Here is a 14,318-nt window from a genome sequence, read left to right as displayed (position 1 = left end):
GCAGACCGGGGGACAGCGCGCTCGTGGGGAGGCGTCGTGGAGGACTATGCGGGAAGGGTGCTCGCCGACCGCTACCGCCTGCCGCTGCCGCCGTCGGACGAGTTCGAACTGGCAGAGACCCGCGCGTTCGACACGTACAGCGGCCATGAAGTCCTTGTGCGCCAGGTGCCGTTGCCCGAGGTCGTGGACGCCGAGGTGCTCGACGGCGACGGTCTCGCCGGTGCCGCCGTGCCCCGGCGCGTCCAGGGGCGGGCGACGCGGAGTCCCACCGATCCGGCGGTGCGGCGGGCCGTGGAGGCCGCGCAGGCTGCTGCCCGGATTCCGGACCACCCGCGTCTCGACCAGGTCTTCGATGTGTTCGCCGAGGACGGTTCGCTCTGGATCGTGAGCGAGCGGGTCGCGGCACGTCCGCTGGCGGCGCTCCTCGCCGAGAGACCGCTCAGCCCCTATCGCGCGGCCGAAGTGGCCTCCGACGTCCTCACCGCGCTGCGTGTGCTGCACGCTCATGGCTGGACCCACCGGAACATCACCGTCCGCACGGTCCTCGTCTGCGACGACGGGCGGATCGTGCTGACGGGACTGGCCTCCGGCGCGGCAGAGGAGGCGCTGTGCGGCTACGACCCGGTGCCGGACCCGCCGGACGAACCGCACGACGCGGGGACACAGGGTGCGCAGGCACCCGACCTGCGGCCCGCAGGCGGCGAGGCCGGGCGCACCCCGTCCGCGCCCGGCCGCCCCGCCCTGCCCGCACAGGGGCGTCCCGCGGACACCGGTGACGGCCCGCCCGCGCTGCCGGCCCGGCCCGGCCCGGACGCCGGTCAGGTCCCCGATGTACGGGCCGCGAGGGCGGGCGCCATCGCGGCCTACCGCGCGGGCGCGCGCGCAGCCGCCCGCGATCACGACGAGCGGCGGCGCGGCGACGACGGCACCGGCCGGCCCGTCCAGGACGGCCTCGACCCCGACTGGTGGGCTCGCCGCCCGGGTGAGCAGGACACATCCGGCGCCGGTGCCCACGAGGCGTATCCGTACACGCAGGGCGACCGCGCGACCGGTCCGTCCATGGACGACCCCTACCGGGCACCCGCCGAGGACGACAACCCCTACAGCGGCGCCGACTCCGACTCCGTCGCGTACGACCGGCGCCACAGCGGCCGTCTCCTCGACGACGAGCCGTTCGACGACGTGCCGTTCGACGACGAATTGCGCGACGACGACCGCCCCGACGGCCGGGACGGTCCCGGCCGCGCCCGTCTCACCGGGACCTGGCACGACGGTCCACTCCCGGGACGCGAAGGCCCCGGCTCGCTGCCCGCGGGCGGCACCCGCCCCGCCCTGCCTGCGGCGCGCCCCGCGCAGGACGCGCTGAGGAACGATCCGTACCGGGACGACCCGTACGGCGTCCGGCAGTCGGCGGCCGACCGCGGACGCGGCGACGGCGGAGCCCAGGGTCCTTACGGCGGCGCACGCCCCGCTCTGCCGGCTCCTCGCCCCGACACGTGGAGCAGCGGTGGAGGCGGCGGTGACGCCCTGCGTGCGGACGCCCGGCGCACGCCCGCCGCGGCGGACAGCGCCACGCCACAGCCGGGCCGGTGGGACGACGTCGTGGCGAGCGGCAGCGCCCCGGTCTTCCGGGGTCCCGCCACCCCGCTGGCCGCCGAACGGGCCCGCCAGGCGCGGATCGCGGTCGTCGGCGCCGTCACCGAGAGGTGGGCGCCCGAGCAGGCCGGGCCGGTGCACGAGAACTGGCAACTGGCCGCGCCCGTCGGCCCCTCGACCGACCTCTGGGCGCTCGGTGCGCTGCTCTACCGGGCAGTGCAGGGACATGCCCCCTATCCGGAGGAGAGCGCGGCCGAGCTGGTCCAGCTCGTGTGCGCGGAGCCCCCGGCCTTCGCCGAGGAGTGCGGGCCGCTGCGCCCGGTCGTCGAGTCACTGCTGCGTCAGGACCCCACGGAACGGCCCGACTTCGAGGAGCTGCGCGGCTGGCTGCGGTCGCTCGTGCGGTCGGCACCGGAGCCCGAGGCGGGCATGGACGTGGTGCCGCTGCCGGCGGGCCCGGCCGACGCCTCCCGGCTGCCGGTCGTGCGGCGCCGGGGGGAGCTCGTCCGCAGGCGCCGCTCGGGCGGCCGGGACGTGGCGCACGGCCGGCATCGCCACAAGAAGCCGCGGGGGGCGGCACGGCAGGACCGCCCGGACCGTGTGGACCGCTTCGACCGCGTGGACCGGCTGGACCACGCGATGCGTCAGGAGCGCCGGGAACGGGATGCGTACGGCGGCGGATCGGGCCGCGGGCCGCGGGCCCTCGGCCGCACGCTGCTGCTGCTGATCCTGCTCGCCCTGGTGGCCGCGATCGCGTACGCGGTCCTGTTCATGCCCAAGAGCGGCTCCGAGCAGCAGGGCGCGGGCGGGACCGGGCCGTCCGCGGATGCCGGGCCGAGTCCGGGCGGTGACGGCGGGGACGACGGGGATCCCTCGCCGGGCCGGAGCCCCAACTCGGAGCAGCCACAGACCTCCGCACCGGCGGCAAACCTGCCCGAGGGCTATGTCCTCCGTAAGGACGCCGAAGGCTTCCAGCTCGCCGTGGACGAGGACTGGCAGCGCCGGCCCATCAACGACGCAGGTCAAGTGCGTTATGCGGATGGCGATTTCACGCTGATCGTGGTGCCGGGACGGGATTCGGTGAGCGCGAACGGCGACGATCCGCTGGCCTATCAGCAGGAGAAGGAACGGGAACTGCAGCCGTTCCGGGACTCCTCGTGGGCCGGTGCGAGCGGACTGCGCCGCATCGACGTGGGGCAGCAGTCCATGGCCGAGGGCGAGTTCACCTGGCAGGACAGCACGGGCCGCGAGGTCTTCGTGCGCAATCTCGCGCTGATCGTGGACGGCCGCTACCACGTGATCCAGGCGATCGGACCGGTGGACCAGCGCGAGAAGGTCACCGAGATCCACAAGCAGGCCACGACGACGTATCGCGTGACGGACTGACTTCCCCCGGCCAACGGGCCTGCCGTACCGGCGCGTTCCGGTCGCATGACCCCACACCTGACATCTCGACCTCGTTGTGCCGCCCGAACCCCCCTTGTGTCACTGAGAGTAGTGGCCGTGGAGCGCACCACGCATCACAGTGCGGTCACTTGAGCGATCCGAGGTTCCGCGCTCGTACATCCCCTCCGTAACCTGTCATTCCAAGGAACGGGGCGGGGTACGTGGAACACACTCACAGTACGGGCGCGGGTCTGCTGCTTGCCGGGCGGTACCGGCTCAGCGAGACCATCGGCAGCGGAGGTATGGGCAAAGTCTGGCGCGCCCATGACGAGTTGTTGCACAGAGTGGTCGCCGTCAAGGAGCTGACGGCCGGTCTGTACGTCTCCGAGGCCGATCGGGTCGTGCTGCACGCACGGACCCAGAAGGAGGCCCGGGCGGCGGCACGCATCAGCCACCCCGGTGTCGTCACCGTTCACGACGTGCTGGAGCACGACGCCCGGCCGTGGATCGTCATGCAGTACGTGGACGGGCCCTCGCTCGCCGACGCCACCAAGGGCACCGGTCGCATCGACGAGACGGAGGCGGCCCGGATCGGGCTGCACATTCTTCGCGCCCTCGGCGCGGCGCATGCCGCCGGGGTGCTCCACCGGGACATCAAGCCCGCCAACGTGCTGCTCAACAGCGACGGCCGGGCACTCATCACGGACTTCGGGATCGCGGCGATCGAGGGCGACTCGACGATCACCAGGACCGGGGAGATCGTCGGCTCGATCGACTATCTGGCGCCCGAGCGGGTGCGCGGTCACGATCCGGGACCGGCGTCCGATCTCTGGTCGCTGGGCGCGACGCTGTACACGGCGGTGGAGGGCCAGTCCCCGTTCCGGCGCTCGTCACCCCTGTCGACCATGCAGGCCGTGGTGGCGGAGGAACCGCCCGCGCCGGTGCGGACCGGTCGGCTGACCCCTGTGATCATGGCGCTGCTGCGCAAGGACCCCGCCGAGCGGCCGTCGGCGGCCGAGGCCGAGCGCATGCTGACCGAGGCCATGGAGGGCCGCGGACCGGTCACGACGGCTGCCCGGGTGCCGACCCAGCGGGCCACCGAGCGGCTGCCGGAGGGGAGTCTGCCGGGAGCGGGCGGGCGTGGGGATGCCACGACGGCCGCCGGCCGTCGCGAGCCGGGCACGGTCCCCGACCACCGGCCCGCCGTGGCGCCGGGCCGCCCGCGTCGGGGAAGCAGGATGCGGACGCTGGCGCTCGTCGTCGTGCTCGCCGCGGTGATAGGCGGTGGAGCCGGCCTGGCCGCCATGAAGTACATGGACGCCGGTGGCGGTTCGACGGGCGGTACCGGTACGCAGTCGACCTCGCCGGACAGTGCCTCGGGCATTCCCGACGGATGGCGGCGCGTCGATGACCCGCAAGGCTTCAGCCTCTGGGTGCCGAAGGGCTGGAAGCGCCAGATGGACGGCAATCAGATCGACTACACGCCCGACAACGGCCGTCATCGCATCCGGATCAGCATCGATCCGTCGCCGGATTTCGAGAACCCGTACATGCACATGCTCGACATGCAGAAGGGGCTGAAGAATCGGCTGCCGGACTACCGCAGTCTGCAACTGCACCCCAACACGTTCCGCGACCAGACGCAGTCCGCGCTGTGGGAGTTCAGCTGGACCGAGCGCACCGAGCATCCCGGCCCGCGGCGTGCCATCGACCAGATGTACTACGAGGACGACGGCACGGAGTACGCCCTCTACATGTCGGGTCCGGCCGGTGACTGGTCGCTCACGCGCGAGCGGTTCGACACGATGCTGAGGGGCTGGCGGCCGTCGCACGGATGACGGCACGGGCCGGCCCGCCGCAGTAGGCCGCCGCGTGATCGTTCCGTGTCTTCCGCACGCTCCCCACCCCTGCCGAACCGGTGACAAGCCCCTGATCAGGACTTATGTGCCAGTGATCACTGGCGCAATGGTGTGGGCCCGGTGAAAAGCCATTACCGACGGGTACCCAAAGCTCTGATTGCGGCATACTCTCGCCCCCATGACGGACTCGCAGGCCACCGCAACCACCCCCGGTACCAACCCGACAGCCGCCGCCCCGGCCGGTGCGCGCACCGCAGCCGACGTGGTCACCCCCGAGCTGGTCGCCCAGCTGACCAAGGGCGTGGCCGGATCCGGCCGGACGGTGAACCATGCGCCGTTCACCGGGGAGAAGCTGGCGGACCTGCCCGAGTCCACCCCCGAGGACGTGGCCGCCGCGTTCGAGCGGGCCCGTGCCGCCCAGCGCGTGTGGGAGGCCACCCCGGCCCGTGCCCGCGCCGCCGTGCTGCTGCGCTTCCACGACCTGGTGCTGGAGCGCCAGGCCGAGGTGCTCGACCTGATCCAGCTGGAGACCGGCAAGGCCCGCCTGCACGCCCATGAGGAGGTGCAGGCCGTCGCCGTCGCCGCCCGCCACTACGGGCGCAAGGCCCCCTCCTACCTCAAGCCCAAGCACCACACCGGTGTCGTGCCCGTCCTCACCAAGACCACCGAACTGCGCCAGCCGCGTGGCGTCGTGGGCCAGATCGCTCCCTGGAACTACCCGCTGGAGCTCTCCGTCGGCGACGCCCTGCCCGCCTTCGTCTCCGGCAACGCGGTCGTCATGAAGCCCGACACCGAGACCGCGCTCACCGCACTGTGGGCGCGCGATCTGCTGATCGAGGCCGGACTGCCCGCCGAGGTGTTCCAGGTCGTCCTCGGTGAGGGCCCGGTCGTCGGTCCCGAGGTCGTCAAGCACGCCGACTACGTCTCCTTCACCGGCTCCACCCGTACCGGCCGCGAGGTCGCCCAGGGTGCGGCCGCCCGCCTGGTCGGCGTCTCCCTCGAACTCGGCGGCAAGAACGCGATGCTGGTGCTGCACGACGCCGACGTGGAGAAGGCCGCCGCGGGTGCCGTCCGTGCCTGCTTCTCCTCCGCCGGCCAGCTGTGCATCTCCATCGAGCGGCTGTACGTCCACGAGTCGATCGCGGACGACTTCGTGGAGCGCTTCGCCGCCCGCACGAAGGCGATGCGGCTCGGCAACTCCCTCGCGTACGGCGCCGACATGGGCTCCCTCGTGGGCGCGCGCCAGCTGGAGACCGTCACCCGCCATGTCGAGGAGGCCGTTGCCAAGGGCGCGACCCTCGTCGCCGGCGGTGTCGCCCGGCCCGACATCGGCCCGTACTTCTACGAGCCGACCATCCTCGACGGGGTCGACGCCCCGATGGCCGTGTGCAACGAGGAGACGTTCGGCCCCGTCGTGTCGATCTACCGCTTCTCGGACGAGGACAAGGTCGTCGAGGAGGCCAACGCCACCGCGTACGGCCTCAACTCCAGCGTCTGGACCAAGGACGGCCGCCGGGGCCACGCCGTCGCGGCGAAGCTGCGCACCGGCACGGTCAACATCAACGAGGGCTACGCCCCGGCGTACGGCAGTGTCCAGGCCCCGATGGGGGGCATGAAGGACTCCGGCCTCGGCAGGCGGCACGGCTCCGAGGGCATCCTCAAGTACACCGAGGCCCAGACCGTCGCGCAGCAGCGGCTGATGCCGCTGGCTCCGTCGTTCGGGATGGACGACGAGAAGTACGCCGCGTTCATGAGCTTCAGCCTGAAGGCGATGAAGGCCCTCCGTCTGCGCTGACCCCTTTGCATCGTCCCCTTTACCCGTAAGCCCGTTGACGAGGAGAGCCATGTCCGAGGTACCCCCTGCCCGAAATCAGGAAGCGGACGGCGATGCGTACGACTACGACGTGGTCGTCATCGGCTCGGGCTTCGGCGGCTCGGTCTCCGCGCTGCGGCTGTCCGAGAAGGGATACCGGGTCGGTGTCCTGGAAGCCGGCCGCCGCTTCACCCGTGAGTCGCTGCCCAAGAACTCCTGGGACCTGCGCAACTACCTCTGGGCGCCCGCGCTCGGACTGTTCGGCATCCAGCGCATCCATCTGCTCGGCAACGTGATGGTGCTGGCAGGCGCCGGTGTCGGCGGCGGCTCCCTCAACTACGCCAACACCCTGTACGTGCCGCCCGCGCCGTTCTTCAACGATCCGCAGTGGAAGGGGATCACCGACTGGCAGGACGAGCTGAAGCCGTACTACGACCAGGCGCGACGCATGCTCGGCGTACGGCTGAACCCGACCATGACGCCCTCGGACGTCCATCTGAAGGCGACCGCCGAGGCGATGGGCGTCGGCGACAGCTTCCACATGGCGCCGGTCGGCGTGTTCTTCGGCGACGGTGACGACGCCGACGGATCGGTGCGGACCCGGCCCGGCCAGGAGGTCCCCGACCCGTACTTCGGCGGTGCGGGGCCTGCCCGCAAGGCGTGCACCGAGTGCGGCGAGTGCATGACGGGCTGCCGGCACGGCGCCAAGAACACCCTCAACGAGAACTACCTCTACCTCGCCGAGCAGGCGGGCGCGGTCGTCCACCCGATGACCTCCGTCGTCGCGCTCACCGAGGACTCGCGGGGAGGCTTCGCCGTCAGGACCCTCCCGAGCGACAACAGGCGCAAGGGCAAGGGCAGGACGTTCACCGCCCGCCGGGTGATCGTCGCGGCGGGGACGTACGGCACCCAGACCCTGCTGCACCGGATGAAGGACGGCGGTCTGCTGCCCCACCTGTCCGCGCGGCTCGGCGAGCTGACCCGGACGAACTCGGAGGCCCTCGTCGGTGCGCAGACCGACAACCGGCGCTACCGCAAGCGCCACGGCGCGGACAAGGTCGACTTCACGCGCGGCGTCGCGATCACGTCGTCGATCCACCCGGACGAGAACACCCATATCGAACCGGTCCGCTACGGCCGGGGCTCGAACGCGATGGGCGGCATGACCGTCCTCCAGGTGCCCTACCGGGTGAAGGGCCGGGTGGCGGGCTGGCTGGGCAACATGGCCAGGCACCCGTGGCTCGCGCTGCGTGCGCTGTCGAACCGCCGCTGGTCGGAGCGGACCATCATCGGCCTGGTCATGCAGTCGCTCGACAACTCGCTGACCACGTACCGCAAGCCGAACGGCATCGGAAAGGGTCTGCTCACCGCCCGCCAGGGCCACGGTGCCCCGAACCCCGACCAGATCCCGGAGGCCACGCGCGCGGCTTCCCTCCTCGCCGAGGAGATCAACGGCTTCGCCGGCTCCAACATCGGGGAGCTGATGGGCACTCCGCTCACCGCGCACTTCCTGGGCGGCTGCCCGATCGGGGCCACGGCGGAGGACGGCGTGATCGACCCGTACCACCGGCTGTACGGCCACCCCGGCATCTCCGTGGTGGACGGCTCCGCGGTCTCGGCGAACCTGGGCGTGAACCCGTCGCTGACGATCACCGCACAGGCGGAGCGCGCGATGTCGTTCTGGCCGAACAACGGCGAGGAGGACCTGCGTCCGGCGCAGGGACGGGCCTACGAGCGCATGGCCCCCGTTGCACCGAAGTCCCCGGCTGTTCCGGCGGAGGCGTTCGGCGCGCTGAAGCTGCCGTTCCTGGGCATTCCGGCGGTCCCGCCGAAGAAGTGAAACCCCGTGCGCTCCGGTCCGCCGGAGCCGTACAGCCCGCGCACACGACCCAGGGCGTGTGACACGCACGAAGGCCGCTGCACCCCCCTCCGAGTGCAGCGGCCTTCCTGGCTTCGCGGGCCCCGCGCGCGAGGCGCACAAGAGGCCGTTGTTACGCATGCATGACCTGTGGCCAGTGGGAATGGTTGCCCCCGCTTGGCCGGATCTTTGTGTGACCTGAGTCACAGGAGTCGGGAGGAGATCAAGCTGTGATCCGCGGCGGTGCAACTTTCGCTGACCGTGCTCGGTCAACCTGACAGGTGTCATCACAGCGACACCCCTGAGGACCAGAGGGAGCACGAGAGGGAACATGGGACGCCACTCACACCACACGGTGTGGCACCGGGCGGCCGCCGGTATCGCCGCGGCAGCTCTCGTCGCGCTGGGCACCGTCGGCAGTGCCCACGCGGCCGCCGCCGCGGGTGAACCGCTGCCCGTCGCCATCACCGGACCGGACAAGCTCGATCTGTCATTGAGCGGCGGCAACGTCGATCCGACCGAGACGAACGTCGAGTTCCGCGTCAAGGGACCGGGGACGGACGACCCCGACGTCGAGCCGAACCCGGACCCGCTGCAGACGGACGGCTACACGATCACCATCGACGCCTCCGAACTGGAGGGAATCGCCGACGTCGATCTGCCGTGCGCCGCCGAGGGTCTCGTCGCGGTCTGCACCGAGGACAGCCTCTACCCGGGCGACCGGCTCAACGCGAACTACGACCTCCGCGTCGACATCACGGACAAGAGCAAGGCCGGCGACTTCGGCCGGATCAAGGTGACCGGCGAGGGCGAGGGCCTCACGTTCACCGAGCACACCGTGGACGTCCTGGTCGGCGGCCCCGAGTTCCGGATGAAGCAGCTCCCCGCCGAACCTTCGGGCTTCGCCGCGGGCGACACCTACTCCGCCACGCTCGGCTTCCGCAACGTCGGCAGCATGGCGGCCGACGGGGTGGTGCTGCGCTTCCTGGGCAGCCGCGGACTGTCGTTCCCCGACACGTACGAGAACTGCGAGTACGCCGAGCAGGACAAGGACGACCTGGTCCGGTACCGCAAGGTGGTCCTCTGCTCCTTCGAGGGCACCTTCGGGGCAGGCGAGGCCTACGAGCTCAGCGAGCCGGTGAACGTGAAGACCGCCGCGTTCGCGCTCCACGACATCTTCAACTACCACTTCACCGCGGTCGCTCCGAAGGACACGGCCGGGCTGCGCGCGGGCAACGACTTCCGGGCCGGCACCGGACCCGCGCTCCGGCTGAAGCCGGTGCAGCGCGCCGCGGCCGACGAGTACGTGAAGTACGCGGAGATCGACTTCCCGACGAAGAACACCTACGACCTCGACCTGACCGGCGGCCGCGCCGACGGCGCCGCGGGCGACACCGTGAAGGTGGCCGTCGGGCTGAGCAACCACGGCCCGGCGTGGCTCGGTTCGCTGCGCTCGGGCGGCGAGCCGATCACCTTCACCGTGAACGTGCCCGAAGGCGCGAAGGTCACGAAGAGCCCCGACAACTGCTACGCGACGCAGACGGAGGCCGGCAGGGACGCGAGCCGCTACCGGTGCTGGGCGGACACGCCCCTCCTGGAGACGGACGAACGGACCTTCCCCTTCGAGTTCCGTGTCGAGAAGGTCGTCGTGGGCGCCACGGGGAAGATCGAGCTGCCCGAGTGGGACAACCCGTGGGAGGGGGACACCACCAACGACGACGGCTGGATCGTGCTGAACGGCACCGGCGACGAGCAGACGCCGGGCGACGACCCGGCCGGCTCCGGCGGCTCGGACTCCACCGGCGGCTCCGGTTCGGACGGCGGCTCGACCGGCGGTGACGACACCGGCGGGGGCACCACCGGCGGTTCCTCCTCCGGTTCGACGACCGGCGGCACCACCGCCCAGGGCGGTCTTGCCTCCACAGGCTCCACCGCCCTGGTCGCCGCGGGCGCGGCGGCCGCCGCCCTCGCCGCGGGCGGCGCCGTGTTCCTGGCCGCCCGCCGCCGCACGGACGGCTGACCGGTCCGGCGACGGGACGACAGCGAGCAGGACGAGGGGCCCCGCGGGCATTGCCGCGGGGCCCCTCGTGGCAGCACCGACGTCAGGGCGGCGCCGGTGCCGGGCGCGGCGCCGGGGGGTTGCGCCGCGTGGGGTGAGGCCGCCGCCCCGGCGCACCGGAAGCGTCCGTGGGTTCGGCCTGTCGCAGTGTGGTTGCGCAGAGGGGGACTTGCTCGTACTTGTTCGTGCTGGACGGGCTGCGGCCTGCGCAACCGATAGGACCGGATGCGGTCGGCGCCGGGCGTCCCCGGAGCCGACCGCCCTTGGGGTGACCGGGCTGCTGTCCCCTGCCGACCGGTCACGCGCGCTGGGGCGAGGTCCCACGGCGCACCTGCGGGTGCGCCACACGCTCCAGCGGAGCCACGCGTGGTTTCCTTCGAGGCCCGCCCCTGGCTGGCACGGACATCGGGACCAACGAACCCCGGCGAGGTGCGTCACGCGCCGTACGGGTGAGGATGCGCCCGAACGAAGGTACGCAGGCGTACGCGGCGGGCTGCCTGCTCAGATACGGCCCCGGCACAGTTCCAGCATCGTCATCGCGAGCGAGGTGCCCGGCTTGCCGAGCGCGTCCCGGTAGTGGCCGAGGACCTCCATCTCGCGCGCCAGGTTCACCCGCCGGCCGCCGGAGCTGATCCGGGCGTCCTGGATGACGGCCGAGACGGCCATGCGTTCCTGGATCAGGCCGATGATCCGGTCGTCGAGCGCGTCGATGCGCTCACGCGCTCCGGTGATCACGTTCGCGGCGTCGTCGGTGCGGGCGCCGGTCTTGTCCAGTACCTCGGTCACGGGGCTCTCCTCGTATCGGGGGCGGGGCCCCGGATCGGCACGGCCCGGAGAAAGCCGAAGCGCCCCGGGCCTTGTCGGCCCGGGGCGCCTGGGAAGTCGCTTGTCAGTAGCTCAAGCAGCACGACCATGGCAGCCGGACGGGCCGGTGCCATAGGTAAAGACGAAGGTCAGCTGCGTGTGCATGGGCACAGTATGGACCCGGCCGCGGCACGGGCCAAAGCCGGGTTCGGATGGTGAGACGAAGGAGGTGCCCGGCCACCCCGGTAGAATCGTCAGAACAGACCCTCTCCCACACCGCCGGAAGGCCGCCAGTGTCATCAGCGTCCCCCGCTGCCGCGCCCGCATCCAACCCGGACGTCGTCCTCGTTGTCGATTTCGGCGCCCAGTACGCCCAGCTCATCGCCCGCCGCGTCCGTGAGGCCCGGGTCTACAGCGAGATCGTTCCGTCCACGATGCCCGTGGCCGAGATGCTGGCCAAGAACCCGAAGGCGATCATCCTCTCCGGCGGACCCTCGTCCGTGTACGCGGAAGGCGCCCCGCGCCTGGACCGCTCCCTCTTCGAGGCCGGCGTCCCCGTCTTCGGCATGTGCTACGGCTTCCAGCTGATGGCGACGACGCTCGGCGGGACCGTCGACAACACCGGCGCACGCGAGTACGGCCGCACGCCGCTGCACGTCACCAAGCCCGGCTCCACCCTCTTCGAGGGCACGCCCGCCGAGCAGTCCGTGTGGATGTCGCACGGCGACGCCTGCTCGGCCGCCCCCGAGGGCTTCACCGTCACCGCCTCCACCGCCGTGGTCCCGGTCGCCGCCTTCGAGAACGACGAGAAGAAGCTCTACGGCGTGCAGCACCACCCCGAGGTGATGCACTCCACCTACGGCCAGCAGGTCCTGGAGCACTTCCTCTACCGCGGCGCCGGCATCGAGCCGAACTGGACCACGGGCAACGTCATCGAGGAGCAGATCGCGGTCATCCGCGAGCAGGTCGGCACCAAGCGCGCCATCTGCGGTCTGTCGGGCGGTGTGGACTCCGCGGTCGCCGCGGCCCTCGTCCAGAAGGCCATCGGCTCCCAGCTGACCTGCGTCTACGTCGACCACGGCCTGATGCGCAAGGGCGAGACCGAGCAGGTCGAGAAGGACTTCGTCGCCGCGACCGGCGTCCAGCTGAAGGTCGTGGACGCGCAGGAGCGCTTCCTCGACGCGCTCGCAGGGGTCTCGGACCCCGAGGAGAAGCGGAAGATCATCGGACGCGAGTTCATCCGCGTCTTCGAGCAGGCGCAGGCCGAGATCGTGGCCGAGGCCGAGCACGGCGAGGACGTCGCCTTCCTCGTGCAGGGCACGCTCTACCCGGACGTCGTCGAGTCCGGCGGCGGCACCGGCACCGCCAACATCAAGTCCCACCACAACGTGGGCGGTCTGCCCGAGGACCTCGAGTTCGAACTCGTCGAGCCGCTGCGCCAGCTGTTCAAGGACGAGGTCCGCATGGTGGGCCAGGAGCTCGGCCTGCCGGACGAGATCGTCCAGCGCCAGCCGTTCCCCGGCCCCGGCCTGGGCATCCGCATCGTCGGTGAGGTCACCAAGGAGCGCCTGGACCTGCTGCGCGAGGCCGACGCCATCGCCCGTGAGGAACTCACCGCCGCCGGCCTGGACCGCGACATCTGGCAGTGCCCGGTCGTGCTGCTCGCCGATGTCCGCAGCGTCGGCGTCCAGGGCGACGGCCGCACCTACGGCCACCCGATCGTGCTGCGCCCCGTGTCCTCCGAGGACGCGATGACGGCCGACTGGACGCGTATGCCGTACGAGGTGCTGGCGAAGATCTCCACCCGGATCACCAACGAGGTCGCGGACGTCAACCGCGTCGTCCTGGACGTGACGAGCAAGCCGCCGGGCACCATCGAGTGGGAGTGACCTCCCGCCGCACCGGCTCCGACGCCGCCGCCCGCTTCCTGCGGGCGGCGGCGCCATCGTTCCGGGACGAGTTCCGGTGCACGCAAGTGGCGTGACGGCTATGGCCAGTTGACCTCTGCGGGGTTACCTTCCGGCCATGACGCACACGCCGGAGCCCGTACCCGTGGAGCAGTTGCGGTTCGCGATGCCGCCCGTGCACGAGTCCGTCGTCGAGGAACGGGCCTACCGCAAGGAGCGGCTCGCCGGGGCGCTGCGGCTGTTCGGGCGCTTCGGGTACGAGGACGGGGTGGCAGGGCATGTCACCGCGCGGGACCCGGAGTTCACGGACTGCTTCTGGGTGAACCCCTTCGGCGTGCCCTTCGCCCAGGTCTCGGCCGGGGACCTGGTCCTCGCCGATGCGCAGGGGCGGGTCGTCGTCGGACGGCACCGGATCAACCAGGCCGCGTTCACCGTTCATGCCCAGGTGCACCTGGCCCGGCCCGATGCCGTCGCGGTCGCCCACACCCACTCCGTGCACGGGCGGGCGCTCGCCGCGCTCGGCGAAGCCGTCGAACCGATCACCCAGGAGGCGTGCGCCTTCTACGAGGACCACGCGCTGGTCGACGTGTACACAGGGGTCGGTGTCGACGCGGGCGAAGGGCAGCGGATCGCGGCGGTGCTCGGCGGCCACAAGGCGCTCGTGCTGCGCAACCACGGGCTGCTGACCATCGGCGACTCGGTCGACGCGGCCGCCTGGTGGTTCATCTCCATGGAGCGCTGCGCGCAGGTGCAGCTCGCCGCGCGGGCCGCGGGCAAGACGGTGCCCATCGCGCACCGGGACGCGGTGGCGACCCGGGAGCAGCTCGGCAGCGATCTCGTCGCCTGGATCAGCTTCCAGCCCCTGTGGCAGCAGATCAGCCGCGCCGAACCCGATCTGCTGCAGTAGCCACAGGTCAACCCGGCGCCACGGCTTTCACCCGCCCTGGCCTCGGCCATCGGGGTGGCGGCGGCTTGCGTACGGCACAATCCCCATGCATCACAAGGCAGTTCGCCCGGCCGGGCGGCGTGGTGCGAC

8 protein-coding genes are annotated in these 14,318 nt (G+C 71.7%); 7 read left to right on the top strand and 1 reads right to left on the bottom strand.

The features are described from left to right. The first annotated feature begins 36 nt into the window (after positions 1–36). The 5 genes from AC067Z_RS10905 (at position 37) to AC067Z_RS10885 (ending at position 10,532) form a co-directional block, all read left to right on the top strand. On the top strand, positions 37–2,982 hold the full coding sequence (locus AC067Z_RS10905; RefSeq protein WP_478789171.1) for a protein kinase: 2,946 nt from the start codon (positions 37–39) through the stop codon (positions 2,980–2,982). 221 nt (positions 2,983–3,203) lie between these two features. Next, positions 3,204–4,820: a serine/threonine-protein kinase gene (locus tag AC067Z_RS10900; protein ID WP_478789170.1), complete on the top strand. Its 1,617-nt coding sequence runs from the start codon at positions 3,204–3,206 to the stop codon at positions 4,818–4,820. A 199-nt stretch (positions 4,821–5,019) separates the two neighbouring features. Then, positions 5,020–6,636, top strand: coding sequence for a succinic semialdehyde dehydrogenase (locus tag AC067Z_RS10895; protein ID WP_478789169.1), 1,617 nt, complete (start codon positions 5,020–5,022; stop codon positions 6,634–6,636). Between the two features lie 49 nt (positions 6,637–6,685). Then, entirely contained in the window at positions 6,686–8,494 is a 1,809-nt protein-coding gene (locus AC067Z_RS10890; RefSeq protein WP_478789168.1) for a GMC oxidoreductase, read from the top strand. 349 nt (positions 8,495–8,843) lie between these two features. Next, positions 8,844–10,532 (top strand): COG1361 family protein, encoded by a 1,689-nt coding sequence (locus tag AC067Z_RS10885; protein ID WP_478789167.1) that lies wholly within the window; start codon positions 8,844–8,846, stop codon positions 10,530–10,532. A 540-nt stretch (positions 10,533–11,072) separates the two neighbouring features. Here AC067Z_RS10885 and AC067Z_RS10880 read toward each other — a convergent pair. Then, entirely contained in the window at positions 11,073–11,357 is a 285-nt protein-coding gene (locus AC067Z_RS10880; protein ID WP_478789166.1) for a chorismate mutase, read from the bottom strand. Positions 11,358–11,668: 311 nt separating this feature from the next. Here AC067Z_RS10880 and guaA point away from each other — a divergent pair, with 311 nt between their 5' ends. Together guaA and AC067Z_RS10870 are read left to right on the top strand one after the other, a co-directional pair. Further along, positions 11,669–13,264, top strand: a complete 1,596-nt coding sequence (gene guaA / locus AC067Z_RS10875) for a glutamine-hydrolyzing GMP synthase (RefSeq protein ID WP_478789165.1) — start codon at positions 11,669–11,671, stop codon at positions 13,262–13,264. A 136-nt stretch (positions 13,265–13,400) separates the two neighbouring features. Continuing rightward, the gene (locus AC067Z_RS10870) at positions 13,401–14,189 is read left to right on the top strand and encodes a class II aldolase/adducin family protein (RefSeq protein WP_478789164.1); all 789 of its coding nucleotides are present in this window, start codon (positions 13,401–13,403) and stop codon (positions 14,187–14,189) included. Positions 14,190–14,318: the final 129 nt, after the last annotated feature.

This window comes from Streptomyces sp. NPDC043812, assembly GCF_056436245.1.
Note: the sequence above shows the minus strand (reverse complement) of the source record. Positions and strands in the feature narration are given on the sequence as shown.

Coding starts and splice junctions, on each gene's coding strand:
- AC067Z_RS10885 (WP_478789167.1), top strand. CDS start 8,844: ATGGGACGCCACTCACACCACACGGTGTGGCACCGGGCGGCCGCCGGT.
- AC067Z_RS10870 (WP_478789164.1), top strand. CDS start 13,401: ATGACGCACACGCCGGAGCCCGTACCCGTGGAGCAGTTGCGGTTCGCG.
- AC067Z_RS10890 (WP_478789168.1), top strand. CDS start 6,686: ATGTCCGAGGTACCCCCTGCCCGAAATCAGGAAGCGGACGGCGATGCG.
- AC067Z_RS10895 (WP_478789169.1), top strand. CDS start 5,020: ATGACGGACTCGCAGGCCACCGCAACCACCCCCGGTACCAACCCGACA.